Consider the following 15307-nt stretch of genomic DNA (forward strand, 5'->3'; position numbering starts at 1 on the left):
AAGTTTATCCTGTGCGGTCGGACCGTAGCATTGGTCTTTTTTAAGGAAATGGAAGGAATGTCCTACAACCGGAAAAACGACGAGTGTCGAACCACGCGCGTAAATGAAGTCTTCCTGTCTATCGCCCGTCAGGCCCACGAATTACCACAAAATAAAAACGGAGATAATACTTTCGTACTATCTCCGTCCGTGTTGGTACCGCGTACGGGAGTCGAACCCGTCATTCCTCCGTGAAAGGGAGGCGTCTTAGCCGATTGACCAACGCGGCTGATCTTTTCGCCTCAGACATGATCACCATGTTTAGAGGACTGCAAAGGTAAGCGGTATTTTCATATTTCCAAAAAAAAGTTGCTTAACTTAAATTTATATTGCTTTATCCCGCTATAGCTTGTAAATTCGCTACTCAATTTTTTTCAATCTCAACAAACTCAGTGTAAAATGGGAACTACTCTTAAAATCGGTATTAATGGTTTCGGTCGTATTGGCCGCTTAGTATACCGTCAGATCTACAAGATGCCAGGCATAGACGTGGTAGCTATTAATGACCTTACAAGTCCCGCTGTATTAGCTCATCTGTTGAAGTACGATTCTGCACAGGGTCGTTTCGATTCAGAAGTTAAGCATTCTGATAACGCCATCACCGTTGACGGTAATGAGGTAAAAATATACGCACAGAGAGATCCTTCACAAATTCCCTGGAAAGAGCATGGTATTGATGTGGTGATTGAATCTACAGGTTTCTTTGCAGATAAAGATAAAGCAGCAGCTCACCTGACCGCAGGCGCTAAAAGAGTAGTAATCTCTGCTCCTGCTACCGGCGACCTGAAAACAGTAGTTTTCAACGTAAACCATGATATCCTCGATGGTAGCGAAACTATCATCTCCTGCGCTTCATGTACTACGAACTGTCTGGCGCCAATGGCGAAAGTACTGGATGATTCCTTCGGTATCGAACTGGGTACTATGACCACCATCCACGCTTACACCAATGACCAGAACACCCTGGACGCTCCGCATCCAAAAGGTGACCTGCGCCGTGCTCGTGCCGCTGCAGCTAACATCGTTCCAAACAGCACCGGTGCTGCTAAAGCAATCGGCCTGGTACTGCCTTCCCTGAAAGGTAAACTGGATGGTAACGCACAGCGTGTTCCAACTATCACTGGCTCCCTGACTGAACTGGTTTCCGTTCTGAAGAAGAAAGTAACCGCTGAAGAAATAAACGCTGCAATGAAAGCTGCCGCTAACGAATCTTTCGGTTATACTGAAGATGAAATCGTAAGCACTGACATCGTTGGTATCAACTACGGTTCACTGTATGATGCTACTCAGACGAAAGTTATCACTGTTGGCGATAAACAACTGGTGAAAACTGTATCCTGGTACGATAACGAAATGAGCTACGTTTCTCAGCTCGTTCGTACAGTGAAATACTTCGCTGGTCTGATCAACAAATAAGCTATAAACGCTATATCTGTAAATGGTGAATGGTAAATGGACTCACAGAGACCATTCACTGTTCACCATTTACCTTTTACTCTCGGTATACTTCTCCCACTTTTAAATAATTGCATAATGAGTCAATTCTCCGACTTTAACTTTAGTGGCCATAAAGCAGTGGTGCGCGTAGATTTCAACGTGCCCCTTAATGATAAATTTGAGATCACGGATGATACCCGTATGACCGCCGCTGTACCAACTATCAGGAAAATCCTGAAAGATGGTGGTAGCGTAATCCTGATGTCTCACCTGGGCCGCCCGAAAGATGGTCCTACTGACAAATACTCCCTGAAACACCTGGTATATCACCTGGTAAAATTACTGGATGGCGCCACCGTGAAATTCGCGGAAGATTGCATCGGTCCCGTAGCAGAAGAAGCAGCTGCAAAACTGCAGTCCGGAGAAGTACTCCTGCTCGAAAACCTGCGCTTCCATAAAGAAGAAGAAAAAGGTGACAAAGCCTTCGCTGAAAAATTATCCAAACTGGGTGATGTATATGTGAATGATGCCTTCGGTACCGCTCACCGTGCACATGCTTCTACAGCGGTAATCGCTGAATTCTATGCTGCTGACAAACGTATGTTCGGTCTGCTGATGGAAGCTGAAGTTAGCAATGGCGAGAAAGTACTGAGCGGTTCCGGTACTCCATTTACCGCTATCCTGGGTGGTGCTAAAGTGAGCGACAAGATCCTGATCATCGAAAACCTGATGGAAAAAGCAAATAACATCATCATCGGTGGTGGTATGGCTTACACCTTCCTGAAAGCACTGGGTAAAGAGATCGGTAGCTCCCTCTGCGAAAATGATAAACTGGACCTGGCACTCGAACTGCTGGCTAAAGCCAAAGCAAAAGGTGTGCAGCTGATCCTGCCTGTTGACTCAGTAGCTGCTGATAAGTTTGCCGCTGATGCCAACACCCAGATCGTTAGTAATGACAATATCCCAGCCGGTTGGATGGGGCTGGATATAGGAGAGAAATCCGTTGCGCTGTTCAGCGAAACAATCCAGCAGTCCAAAACTATCCTCTGGAATGGTCCAATGGGCGTATTCGAAATGAAAGCTTTCCAGAACGGTACCAAAGCGGTTGCCGACGCTATCGTACTGGCTACCGCACAGGGTGCATTCTCCCTGGTAGGTGGTGGTGACTCCGTAGCTGCTGTAAACCAGTTCGGTCTGGCTGAAAAAGTAAGCTACGTATCTACCGGTGGTGGTGCACTGCTCGAATTCTTCGAAGGTAAAACCCTTCCTGGTATCGCTGCTATCAAAGGCTAAGCGATTCCGTACACTATATTAAAAGACGCTTGGCGTTGCATACCTGCCGTATGCAGCGTTAAGCGTTTTTTTGTATCTTGACTGTATGAGTAAATTGTTTCGCCATCTCTATTTCCAGGTGATTGTAGCTATCTTCCTTGGTATTATCACTGGCGCCCTATTCCCTTCTGCCGCTGCTACCGGTAAAATGATGAGCGAGATTTTCATTAATCTGATCAAAATGCTCATCGCCCCGATCATCTTCCTGACTATCGTCCTCGGTATCGCCCGCATGGGTGATATGAAGAAAGTCGGCCGTGTAGGCGGGAAAGCCCTGCTGTATTTCGAACTGGTGACCACGCTCGCCATTGTTATCGGACTGATCGTGGCGAATCTCCTGCAACCAGGTACCGGCATGAAACCCAGGAACGTGAACGCGGAACAGGTGGCGAAATACCAGGAACAGGCAACTCATTTCAGCTGGTCGGAGTTTCTCATGCATATCGTACCCTCTAACGTGGTCGATTCCTTTGCTAAAGGAGATATCATTCAGGTACTGGTATTCGCAATCCTCTTCGGTTACGGACTGACGAAAATGAAAAGCGTAGGAGACTCCCTGCTGCTGACTTTCGAAAAATTGTCAGAAGTCTTCTTCAACATACTCAAATTTATCATGAAACTGGCGCCGATAGGCGCCTTTGGGGGAATGGTCTTCACCGTTGGTAGCTTCGGACTGAGCGCCTTATACCCTATGCTGAAGCTAATGGGATGCGTCTACCTGACTATGTTCCTGTTCATCTTTGTAATACTGGGACTAATCGCCTATAAATATGAATTCAGTCTCTGGAAATACCTGGTGTTTATCCGGAATGAACTCCTGATCGTACTGGGTACCTCTTCCTCAGAATCCGCCCTGCCAGGTTTAATGGAAAAATTGGAACGCCTCGGATGCGCCAGACAGGTAGTCGGACTCGTCGTACCTGCCGGCTATTCCTTCAACCTTGATGGCACCAGCATCTATCTTTCTATGGCAATGATATTTCTGGCTCAGGTTTCTAAAGTACCTTTAGATATCTGGCAGCAGCTGACGATCATCGGCATATTGATGATCACCTCAAAAGGAGCCGCCGGCATTACCGGCAGCGGATTCATCGTACTGACATCCACCCTGACAGCTATAAAAGTGATACCCCTCGAAGGGCTCGGTATCCTGATAGGAGTGGACCGCTTTATGTCTGAAGCCCGTGCTATCACAAACCTTATCGGAAATGGCGTTGCGACGATTGTTATGGCAAAAAGCGAAGATGCATTTGACATGGAAAAATATATGGCAGCTACCGGTAAGAAGCAAACAACCATTTAACGCCTTCACCACTTGACGAAGCTGTACTTATCGAAATATCTGTATGTTTCAGCCGTATTGATCTGGCTGATGATATGGCCTTGTGCACAAGGCCGCGCACAGGGATCTTCTTATACATTCTCTCACCTTGACAGAACCGACGGACTGGCCAGCAATCACGTATCAGCGATCATGCAGGATAGTAAAGGCTTTATCTGGATCGCCAGTACCGCCCTGCAACGCTATGACGGGATCAATCTCGTCACCATCGCCAGCTTCGATAAAGTGCCCGGCTCTATCTATTATGACGATATCTGCCTTTGTGAAGATAATAAAGGCCGTATCTGGATGGGCGCTCCTGACAATATCCGCTATTACGATCCGGCTACTGCTACCGTCTCCGTATTAAAGATCGATATCCCGCCCTCCATACACGGCAGCCTCAGTTGCAGCCGTATCATACAAGACCACGCTGGCGCCATATGGGCTACCACCCAGGAAGGATTATTGCAATATGATGATGTGCGAAACCGCTTTGTAAAGCCTGCTAATATTCCGGAAACCATCAGAAGAGACTTATATAGCACCATTGTAGAAGATAAGAAAGGCAACCTCTGGATCAGTGGTCGCAGTGGTGTGTATAAGTTCGACCCCTCCCGTAAACATCTTTATTACGCTGATAATAACCCGGAACATGATCCGCTGCTGGCCATCAGAACCAGTGTGAAACGTTTTTATATCGATCGGCAGCAACGCATATGGGTGGCTGCCAGGGGAGGCGACTCCCTCTATCAATACTATCCGGACACCCGGGAAATGCATACCTTCTCTTTTTCCATGCCCTTTTCGAATGGGAATATGGTAACGGATATCATTGCAGACCGTGATCTGAACATATGGGTAGCTACGGAAAATGGCGGTATCTACCGCTTTAATGAGCCTGCCGGTAAGTTTGACATCAATATCCGGGCGAATAACGAAGACGACCAGGACCTGTACTACGATTTTGAGGTGAACTGCTTCCTGAGTGACCGTAACGGCCGCTTATGGGTAGGCACCGATCTGGGGGTGAATATCCTGAGTATACCGGACAATTCCTTCCGGATCATGGACCATCGCACCGTCTTCAAAGGCTCAGAAGCCCGCCTGCCCAAAACAGAAGTAACAGGTCTTTTCCAGGATAGCCATGGGAATATTTATGCCGGTTACTGGGGGAGAGGCTTTTGCTGGCTGAATCCCTCGCTGGAATTATTAGGGCAATACCTGCATGATGCGAAAAGTCCTGCCTATCAATTGCCGGAGGAACGAAGTCTCGTCTGGAGTTTTGCGGAAATGAAGAATGGGACGGTACTGATCGGACAGGAAAATGGCAACTTGTCCATATTTGACCCGACCAAAGGGAAATTTCTGAAGCATTACCAGCCCAACGTTTTTGGTGACCAGACCCTGATGACCATGCTACCGGAAGGGGATACGGCTGTCTGGATCGGTCTGTACAAAAGGGGACTTGTACGCTGGGATACCCGTACAGACGCTTTTATTGCTTATCCCGCTTTACTGGAATATGTCAACCGGCCTATAACGATTATGGACATCGCCCGGCGTTCTGACTCCCTGCTGTGGATTTCCACCAGCGATGCAGGACTGATCCGCTTTAATACCCAGAAAGGAAGCGTGAGTGCCTCAAAATTATTCCTGCACGATAAACTGACCGTCAGCAATATCACCTGTATAGAATTCCTGGATGACAGCACACTGATTGCCGGAACAGATCATGGACTCTGGGTTTACAATACCTTCAGTAATGTAGCCCGTCCACTGATGATCAATGGTGCCTTGTTTGACGAATGGGTACTCAATCTGCAGGTAAATGGCTCCGTAGGTACCTGGTTTAGCACCCAGTATGGATTCTATTATTTCAATAAACAACAGGGATCAATCGAGACATTCGTACAGAGTGGCGATATCATAGACAATAACAGGAAAGTACGCAGGACAGTCAGTATGCTGCATGATGGCCGCTTAATGGTCGGCGCTTCTGATCATTTTGTCATCTTTGATCCGGCTGCATTACAGGTAGCGCCACCGCCGCCTGATGTGACGATCCTTGGTTTCCGGGCAATGGATAGTGTGATCCATATAGGAGTGGAGAGAGGAAAGTATGCGCCGGTAACATTGACGCACCGGCAGAACTTTATCAGTATAGAGTTTAAAAGTCTGCTGTATCACCATGAACCTGTAGGTTATCTGTACCAGCTGGAAGGCGTCGATGAAGAATGGGTAAAAGCAGGGGGGCTGCTGGTAGCAAGATATACCAACCTGCCACCGGGTAGTTATCTGTTCAAAGTACGCAGTGTGGATCCTGCGGGTACTTTTTCATCGGGCGTGACCACCATTACCGTGAATATCTTACCGGCCTTCTGGCAAACGTCGTTGTTTAGAATATGCTGTGTATTACTGATTATAGTATTAATCTACGTTTACTTCAAACTGCGTGTAAATGCGGTAAAGAAGGAAGCCCGCAGACGTACGGCTATTCAGCAGCAGATCGCGCAGCTGGAGATGAAGGCGCTCCGTGCACAGATGAACCCTCACTTTATTTTCAATGCGCTGAATTCCATTCAGACATTTATGATGAAGCGCGAAACGGAGCAGGCATTGTCTTATCTGGGACGTTTTGCAAGGCTGATCAGGAATGTACTGGACAATTCACAGTTGAACAGTATCCCGATTTCTAATGAACTCCGTATGCTGGAAAACTATCTGGAACTGGAGAAACTGCGTTTCGGAGATCAGTTCAGTTATAAGATTACGGTAGATGATGAACTGGATCCCGACTTTACAGATATTCCTACCATGATCTTACAGCCTTTTGTAGAGAATGCGATCTGGCATGGATTGCTGCATAAGAAAGAAGACGGTCACCTGTCCATTGCTTTTCACCAGCAGAATGGAAGTCTGTTATGTGTGATAGAAGATAACGGGGTAGGAAGAGAAAGAGCAGTGGCACAACGTCAGCAGGGGAATGAGCATCATTCCCGTGGATTGCAGATCACGAGGGACAGGCTGGCCTTATACAACAGACGTTTCAACCTGGATGCTACTTTTGATATAGAAGATTTGTATGACGACGCAGGACAACCAAGCGGCACACGTGTCAATGTCTGGTTCCCGCTGAGTGAAGTATAAAAAAACTCCGTCAGGTACACCTGACGGAGTTGATATGAATGATTGTCTGTAATAAGAGTTACCAGTTTCCACTGGCGCCGCCGCCACCGCCGTCGCCACCACCGAAGTCAAAGCCACCGCCACTGTCTCCGCCACCCCAGCCGCCGGAGTCGCCTCCACCACCGCCAAAGCCGCCACCAAAGCCTCCTAATCCGCCTATAGGGCCGATCCATCCGCCTGAGCCTCTTCTGCTGATAGTGGTGCCGCTACCACCGCCACCGCCACGATTTCTCATGACAAGCAGAATGATGATGATAACAAAAATACCCATGAACAAGGCATTTTTACTATTGCTGCTACCCTGCTTTTTTGGATCTGCCTTGTACTCGCCTGCTGCTGCCGCGATCAGTTTATCAGTAGCTTCATCAAAACCGCGGTAGTATTGTTCCTTTTTGAAATTAGGCTCGATTGCTTCGTCTATAATACGATTGGCAATAGCATCCGGAATAACGCCTTCCATTCCATAACCGGTCTCAATACGGACCTTTCTGTCATCGATGGCGGCAAGTATAACGATACCATTGTTTTTCCCTTTCGCACCAATACCCCATTCCCGAAGTATCTTAATGGCTACTTCGCTGGTTTCGTAGTCACCGATGGTTTTCATGGTGACGATTACGATCTGTGAAGAGGTACTGTCATTATAGGCGCGGAGCTTCTGCTCCAGCATGTCGGATTCATTGCCTAACAATACGCCTGCAAAATCATTGACGGCCCGGGGAGGATTCGGCCTTGGCGGAATATTCTGTGCCTGAACCTTCCATCCGGCGATCAATAATATAAGCAGCCATAACCAGCATATTTTCCTCATCATATTAAATTTTACAGTGTGACAGGTGAAAGCCTTTTGCTTATCTGCCGATCACTATATCGTCTGGTAATTCATTTTCATCATCCCCTTCAAAAGGAAAATGTTGGCAAAGCGATTCGCCTATTTCCCTGATACATGCATCAATACCCGCAACATATTCGTTCCTGGTGAAGTAGCTGACCAGTAGTTCTGCTTCTTTTACCCAGAATGCGGAGCCTACTTTTTCGTGTATACCTCTGTCGCCCAGGATGGCAAACTGACGGTCTTTCAAAGCGATGTACAGGATAACGCCATTTCTGCGTTTGGTTTTTTCCATGCCGAGCTGCCGGAATATTTCCTTCGCGCGTTCCATGGGACTGACATATTTACAACGGCTTTCCACATATAATCTGATCTCCCCACTCGTGAGTCTTTCCGAATCACGTATAGCCTGCACCAGTTGTTGCTTTTCAGCTTCTGTTAGTAATTCTTTCTTACTGAATGGGAATATGCTCATGCCGGTTGTTTTTAGAATTGCACTTTAGGAGCATTCTCAGCACCTGGTTGTGCTTCGAAATATGGTCTCTGCTGGAAGCCGCCAAACCCGGCAACGATGTTGTTAGGGAAAGTACGGATCGCGCTGTTATACACTCTTGCCTGATCGTTGAAGTCTTTACGGGCAACAGCGATACGGTTTTCAGTACCTTCTATCTGTGCCTGCAGATCTTTGAAATTCTGATTGGCCTGCAGGGTCGGGTAGCTTTCAGATACCGCCAGTAATCTGCCCAGCGCAGCGCTCAGCTGACCCTGTGCAGCCTGGAACTGCTGTACTTTTTCAGGAGTAAGGTCTTCAGCTCTTACCTGGATAGACGTAGCTTTTGCACGTGCTTCTATCACCTGTGTCAGTGTTTCTTTCTCGAAATTTGCAGCACCTTTTACTGTAGCAACGAGGTTCGGAATCAGGTCAGTTCTGCGTTGATACTGGCTTTGTACAGTACCCCAGGACGTTTTTACAGACTCGTCGAGATTCACGATCTTATTGTACTTGGATACACCACAGCCGCCTAATATTACTACTACGGCTATGATAATTACGATTACGAGTGTGCTTTTTTTCATCTTATAAAAATTTAAGTTTAAACCAGGTTGTTTTTAGTTTTAAAATGCAACAGTACCATATCACTTTGGTTTGTCGTAACTTAGGAATGCAGTTTAGGGGCATCCGATCGAACCTCCATGAACAGTCTGGATAGTAATAGCAAACATAGGAGCTTTTTTTTAATCTGCAAGGGTATTGAGAAATACGATAAAACGGTATTATTTCACTTTCACAGAAAAGATAATAGCATTGTCAAAAAAATCAGGCCCCGTATGTACCTTTCTCTATAATTTTACTGGTATTTCACGATAGCAAGGGTACGGAACAGCTTGTATTTTAAGATCTTATCCATAAATAGGTTAGTATAAACGCTTGTTTTTCAGTGTCTATCTTTCATTCGTTTGTAACGCTTTTATTTTTAATTATTTGAATCTAAGGTTGCGTCAATGAGTGCACAACACATCCATATCCTGTATATTGATGACGAGGTACATAATTTAAATGCTTTTAAGGCATCTTTCCGTAGACTTTATACAGTATTTACGGCTACTTCGGCTGAAGAAGCGGAGGAGATACTTGCCAGAGAAGACATACAGATCATCATTTCAGATCAGCGGATGCCTAAAATTACAGGAATTGAATTTTTTGAATCAATCCTGGGCAAATATCCGGAGCCAATCCGGATGTTGCTGACAGGCTACGCTGACATCAACGCCGTTATCGACGCCATTAACAAGGGGCAGGTGTATAAATATTTCTCCAAACCCTGGAATGACGATGAATTACGGCAGAACATAGATAAGGCATATGAAGTATATGCCCTCAGAAAAGAGAATAAGGAGTTGACAGCAAAATTGCTGGATGTGAATGAGAAGCTTGAATTTCTGCTCCGGCAGAAGCTGATTTCTTAATTTTCAGCCCGGTTATCCTTTGGGTTTACTAAAGTGAACAGTGCCGTCATAAATTTTATACTCCAGCCCTTTTTCCCAACAAAGTTCATTCAGGAAGTCGGAGACAGGTTTATCCTTGTCAAGATCCCCGGAGAAGTGGATGTCGGCAATGCCGGCAGCAGTAAAGGCAACCTTCAGTCCGAACCAGCGCTTCAGCACAGGAATGACTTCTTCCAGCGGCTTGTTGTGAAAGCGGAAAATACCATCCCGCCAGCCAAGGGTAACGTTCTCGTCAAAACGTTTTACTTTAAAACGCTCACCTGGTCTGTAAATAGCCTCATACCCCGGCTTCAAAGTTACGTCCAGACTATCGCCTACATCAGTTACCACAGTGCCTGTAACCAGTGAAGTTGTGATGGTATTGCCATCATAAGAATTCACATTGAATGCCGTACCCAATGCGATGACGGAGGTCGTACCTGTGTGCACAATAAAAGGTTGCTTTGGATTGTGTGCAACGGTGAAATAAGCCTCCCCTTCAAGGTATACTTCCCTGGTCTTACCAGGAAAGATGAAAGGAAATCGCAGTGTGGAACTGGCATTCAGGTGTACTTCCGTGCCATCGGATAACTCTATGCGGTAATCCGTTTTAGGCGGTACGGTCAGGGTATTCCATTCAATGGTACTGCTTTGGTAAATGGTGTCGTGCGTAATTCGTTTTAATGGAATGGAGGCTATACTGTCACCATGTACTACGCCTGCTACGGGAACGGGTTCGGTAGCTTTATTGGTATTGATATTGACAGTCGTATCTGCCGGCAGGGTGTATTTAACATCTGCTGTTTTGCGGACCGGCGATTGTTTTGGTGTACGATGTGCCAGCACTGCGCGGTTTACTGCGGAGGGGGACTGCACTTTATAATAATGTTCAAACGCGTACCAGCTGCCTGCACAGGCAGAAAGTGTCAGGAATACGGCCGCTGCTGCGCTGTTACGTTTGATAAAACGAAATATTCTGATGTGTAATGGCTGGGGTGAAAGGATAGCGGCAATCTGGCACCAGTCATGCTCTACACGCAGATCATCAAGAAATGCACTGTCAGTATAGAGTATCGCCTGTTCCTGTTCATGCCAGCATTTACGAACCTGCTCATCGGTTTGCATGACCTTTTGCAGCAACTGATCTTCCACTTCACTTAATTCGCCAAGTTGCTTACGCAGAAGTAATGTGTATATATACTCTTGGTCGTATTTCATCGTAGTAATGAGAAGATGATTGAGGGTGATAAAGTTGTGTGTTAATGTAGTAGGGTTTACGAATCTAAAAGAACAGCCAGTTGATTGGTTAACGCCTGGGGTACAAGTGCCGGTCCTGTCTTACAGGGCGGGCAGGCAGCTGCCGTTGCTGCGGGCTGCTGCAATTGCAGGCATCGCTCATATAATAACTGATAGAAAAATCCTCCGGGAGAATGCGCGATCTTCCTGTAGGTGCGTTCCTGCCATACTTCTATAAATAACTGCTGCACGACCTCTTTTCCGCGTTCTACATTTCCCAACATCTGGCAGGCTTTGAGACAGAGGGGCTTGTAGTATCTCATAAAGAAGTATTGATAAGCCTCAAGTCTGTTATCCTTCTTAAGCGCGGATAACATGGTGATGTCCTCGCTGGTTTGCATACGAATGGTAATTGGTTGTAGTGTGTACCGGTTTCGGCTGGTAATTTCGCCTAAAAGAACAAGAATTTAGTTAATAGGCTGTTAATGGAGCAAAAAGGGCCAGCTGAAACAGACAAATCAATATTTCCGACTTTCCCTTAAATTGCACCTTTCTAAAAGTTTAATTTACTGGAACATGCAAGTTTGGAAAGATTATCAGGTACAGAATAAAGATCGTTTCCTGGAAGAACTGCTGGAACTGCTGCGCATTCCCTCTGTTAGTGCGGATTCCCGCTTTAACCCGGATGTAAAAAACTGCGCTGAAGCTGTAAAACTGCGTTTGCAGGAAGCAGGTGCTGAAAAAGTGGAAGTGTGCCCTACCGCTGGCCATCCTATCGTATACGGTGAAAAAATCATCGATCCGAAACTGCCTACGGTACTGGTATATGGTCACTATGACGTACAACCGGCCGATCCGCTGGAACTGTGGGACAGTGGTCCGTTTGAGCCTGTGATCAAAGACGAAAAGATCTATGCACGTGGCAGCGCTGACGATAAAGGTCAGTTCTACATGCATGTCAAAGCGTTCGAAACCATGTCCAAAACCAACACTCTGCCCTGCAACATCAAATTTATGATTGAAGGGGAAGAGGAAGTAGGTTCTGCCAACCTGGGTATTTTCATCAAAGAGAATAAAGAAAGACTGAAAGCGGACGTAGTACTGATCTCCGATACTGCTATGATCAGCCTCGAAAACCCATCCCTGGATACTGGCTTACGCGGTCTGTCCTATATGGAAGTAGCCGTGACCGGTCCAAACCGTGACCTGCACAGCGGCGTGTATGGGGGTGCTGTAGCTAACCCGGCTACCATCCTGTGCAAAATGATCGCTTCCATGCACGACGAAAACAACCACATCACCATTCCCGGCTTCTATGATAAAGTACAGGATCTCAGCCAGGCAGAACGCGACGCACTGAATGCAGCTCCCTTCGATGAAGCGGAATATAAAGCCGACCTGGGGGTAGACGAACTCTGGGGGGAAAAAGGTTATTCTACCATCGAGCGTACCGGTATCCGTCCTACCCTGGAGGTAAACGGTATCTGGGGTGGATATACCGGCGAAGGTTCTAAAACCGTGCTGCCATCCAAAGCATTCGCTAAGATCTCTATGCGCCTCGTGCCTAACCAGGACTGGGTCGAGATCTCCCAGTTGTTCCAGGCACACTTCGAAAAGATCGCGCCTAAGAGCGTAAAAGTAAAGGTAACAACCCACCACGGTGGCAGCCCTTACGTAACGCCGACAGATCATATCGCTTTCAAAGCCGCCAACGAAGCCATCCAGGCTACCTTTGGTAAAGCGCCTATCCCGATGCGTGGCGGTGGAAGTATTCCGATCGTAGCGCTGTTCGAAAAAGAACTGGGCCTCAAAACTATCCTCATGGGCTTCGGTCTGGATAGTGATAACCTGCACTCGCCAAATGAAAAATACGGTCTGGCTAATTTCTATAAGGGTATCGAAACCATCCCTTATTTCCACAAATACTTTGCGGAACTGAGCAAATAGCCTTATCGTACTATTTTAATAAATTTGAAGGCCGGCGTGTGACATACATGCCGGCCTTATATATTATAGTCAATAAGATGAAAGAAGTAGAAAAAGTAAGGCTCGATAAATATCTCTGGTCCATCAGGATCTTCAAATCCCGTTCCCTGGCCTCTGCCGGTTGTGAAGCTGGTAGGGTGAAAATGAACGGTGTGACAGTCAAAGCGGCCAGAAACGTGGCCCTAAACGATGTATATGAGATCCGGACAGAAGGCCGTAAATGGGTGATCCAGGTGACCGCCCTGCTGGCCAACCGTGTACAGTACACAGAAGCAATTAAGTTCTATAACGATATCACCCCCGAGGAAGATAAAGCACAGGAACGTCAGGCTTCCGTATTCCAGACCGGTAAACGCCCCAGCAAGATCGGTCGTCCGACTAAGAAGGAACGCCGGGAACTGGACGATTTCATGGGTGGCGAGGAAGATCTCTAAAAATATCCGTTTTTCAGTAGTAAATTCGCATGCTTTTCTGGCGGCCTTTGCAAAAAATCAGCCGCCTGCATGTAAATTTTGTAAATCATTATCCATAGATGTCTAAGCAAAGCGATCTTCTCCCTGCCGAATACCTCGTAAAATTGGCTGAGGAATTTGGAACTCCGGTATATATTTATCATGCTGAAAAAATAAAGATCCAGTACGAAAAGCTGCAAACGGCTTTCCAGAAGACGGATGCTCGCTTTTTCTATGCCTGTAAAGCGCTTACCAATATCAATATCCTGAAGTATATCAACTCCCTGGGCTGTGGACTCGACACCGTATCCATCCAGGAAGTACATCTGGGTCTGAAAGCCGGTTTCGCTCCTAACAATATCATCTTCACCCCCAACTGCGTGGACCTGGATGAGATCATTGCTGCGAAAGAACTGGGTGTTAATATCAATATCGATAATATTTCCATCCTGGAACAGTTCGGTAACCGCTTCGGCGATTCTTACCCGATCTGTATCCGCCTGAACCCGCATATCATGGCAGGTGGAAACTATAAAATATCTACCGGTCACGTTGACAGCAAGTTCGGTATCTCTATTCACCAGCTACGTCACATCGAACGTATCGTAAAAAGTACCAAACTGAAAGTAACCGGTCTGCACATGCACACAGGTTCCGAGATCAAAGACGTAGACGTATTCCTGCGTGGGGTAGAAATCATGTTCGAACAGGCCGTACACTTCCCTGACCTGGAATTCATCGATCTGGGCAGCGGTTTCAAAGTAGCTTACCAGGCCGGCGATCCGGAAACTGATATCAACCTGCTGGGTAGAAAACTGTCCGAGGCATTTAATAAGTTCGCCGCTACCTATAAACGTCCTTTACAGGTATGGTTTGAACCAGGTAAGTTCCTGGTAAGCCAGAGCGGTTACTTTGTTGTAAAGGCCAATGTGATCAAACAGACTACCGCAACCGTATTCGTAGGGGTGAACTCAGGCTTTAACCACCTGATCAGACCTATGTTCTACGACGCATTCCACCTCATTAAAAACATCTCTAATCCGAAAGGAACCGAACGGATCTATACGATTGTAGGTAATATCTGCGAAACAGATACCTTCGGTTGGGACCGTAAGCTGAATGAAGTGAAAGAAGGAGATTTCCTGGTCTTCTACAATGCCGGCGCCTATGGTTTCGAAATGTCCTCCAACTTTAACTCCCGCCTGAAACCTGCCGAAGTGCTGGTAAAAGACGGTAAAGCACAGCTTATCCGTAAGCGGGATACCCTCGAAGATCTGCTACGCAATCAGATCGAGTTATAGTATCTAAATAATTAATACTTAAAATATTAATGCAGATTTGTATAAGCAAATCTGCATTTTTTTTGAAGGGTTGTAAGCAGTTTTAACATAAATTTGCAAAATCATTTTACCAATGCCTCCTGCTTTTACCTGCCACTGTATATACTGATAGTAGACACACAATATTTTATTATCCCATTCGTCTGTTATAGTATAA

13 protein-coding genes and 1 tRNA gene are annotated in these 15307 nt (G+C 46.4%); 8 read left to right on the forward strand and 6 right to left on the reverse strand.

Going from position 1 to position 15307, the window contains the following annotated elements; genetic code table 11:
- Positions 1-193: 193 nt before the first annotated feature.
- Positions 194-268, reverse strand: a tRNA-Glu gene (locus CPIN_RS06915).
- Positions 269-438: 170 nt separating this feature from the next.
- Here CPIN_RS06915 and gap point away from each other — a divergent pair.
- From gap to CPIN_RS06935, 4 genes are all read left to right on the forward strand, one after another.
- Positions 439-1455 carry a type I glyceraldehyde-3-phosphate dehydrogenase gene (gene gap, locus CPIN_RS06920; protein WP_012789070.1) on the forward strand — a complete coding sequence of 339 codons (1017 nt, stop codon included), beginning with the start codon at positions 439-441 and terminating at the stop codon, positions 1453-1455.
- Positions 1456-1572: 117 nt separating this feature from the next.
- Complete coding sequence (locus tag CPIN_RS06925) at positions 1573-2769, forward strand: phosphoglycerate kinase (protein WP_012789071.1); 1197 nt, start codon at positions 1573-1575, stop codon at positions 2767-2769.
- An 85-nt stretch (positions 2770-2854) separates the two neighbouring features.
- Complete coding sequence (gene dctA, locus CPIN_RS06930) at positions 2855-4111, forward strand: C4-dicarboxylate transporter DctA (RefSeq protein WP_012789072.1); 1257 nt, start codon at positions 2855-2857, stop codon at positions 4109-4111.
- A gap of 12 nt (positions 4112-4123) precedes the next feature.
- On the forward strand, positions 4124-7279 hold the full coding sequence (locus CPIN_RS06935; protein WP_012789073.1) for a two-component regulator propeller domain-containing protein: 3156 nt from the start codon (positions 4124-4126) through the stop codon (positions 7277-7279).
- Between the two features lie 58 nt (positions 7280-7337).
- Here CPIN_RS06935 and CPIN_RS06940 read toward each other — a convergent pair whose 3' ends face one another.
- The 3 genes from CPIN_RS06940 to CPIN_RS06950 are packed head-to-tail and all read right to left on the reverse strand — an operon-like array spanning position 7338 to position 9227.
- Positions 7338-8132: a TPM domain-containing protein gene (locus tag CPIN_RS06940; RefSeq protein ID WP_012789074.1), complete on the reverse strand. Its 795-nt coding sequence runs from the start codon at positions 8130-8132 to the stop codon at positions 7338-7340.
- A 37-nt stretch (positions 8133-8169) separates the two neighbouring features.
- On the reverse strand, positions 8170-8625 hold the full coding sequence (locus CPIN_RS06945) for a TPM domain-containing protein (RefSeq protein WP_012789075.1): 456 nt from the start codon (positions 8623-8625) through the stop codon (positions 8170-8172).
- An 11-nt stretch (positions 8626-8636) separates the two neighbouring features.
- Positions 8637-9227, reverse strand: coding sequence for a LemA family protein (locus CPIN_RS06950; protein ID WP_012789076.1), 591 nt, complete (start codon positions 9225-9227; stop codon positions 8637-8639).
- A gap of 426 nt (positions 9228-9653) precedes the next feature.
- Here CPIN_RS06950 and CPIN_RS06955 point away from each other — a divergent pair, with 426 nt between their 5' ends.
- Positions 9654-10118, forward strand: coding sequence for a response regulator (locus CPIN_RS06955; protein WP_012789077.1), 465 nt, complete (start codon positions 9654-9656; stop codon positions 10116-10118).
- Between the two features lie 12 nt (positions 10119-10130).
- Here CPIN_RS06955 and CPIN_RS06960 read toward each other — a convergent pair whose 3' ends face one another.
- Positions 10131-11354, reverse strand: a complete 1224-nt coding sequence (locus tag CPIN_RS06960) for a FecR family protein (protein WP_012789078.1) — start codon at positions 11352-11354, stop codon at positions 10131-10133.
- Between the two features lie 56 nt (positions 11355-11410).
- Entirely contained in the window at positions 11411-11773 is a 363-nt protein-coding gene (locus tag CPIN_RS06965; protein WP_012789079.1) for a sigma-70 family RNA polymerase sigma factor, read from the reverse strand.
- Between the two features lie 175 nt (positions 11774-11948).
- On the opposite strand from CPIN_RS06965, the gene CPIN_RS06970 reads away from it, so the two are divergent.
- The 3 genes from CPIN_RS06970 (at position 11949) to lysA (ending at position 15111) form a co-directional block, all read left to right on the forward strand.
- Positions 11949-13319: a dipeptidase gene (locus tag CPIN_RS06970; protein ID WP_012789080.1), complete on the forward strand. Its 1371-nt coding sequence runs from the start codon at positions 11949-11951 to the stop codon at positions 13317-13319.
- Positions 13320-13396: 77 nt separating this feature from the next.
- Entirely contained in the window at positions 13397-13792 is a 396-nt protein-coding gene (locus CPIN_RS06975; protein WP_148230518.1) for an Hsp15 family ribosome-associated heat shock protein, read from the forward strand.
- Between the two features lie 98 nt (positions 13793-13890).
- Complete coding sequence (gene lysA, locus CPIN_RS06980; protein WP_012789082.1) at positions 13891-15111, forward strand: diaminopimelate decarboxylase; 1221 nt, start codon at positions 13891-13893, stop codon at positions 15109-15111.
- Positions 15112-15307 lie beyond the last annotated feature (196 nt).

Source organism: Chitinophaga pinensis DSM 2588 (assembly GCF_000024005.1).
In the GTDB taxonomy this organism is placed as follows: Bacteria; Bacteroidota; Bacteroidia; order Chitinophagales; family Chitinophagaceae; genus Chitinophaga; species Chitinophaga pinensis.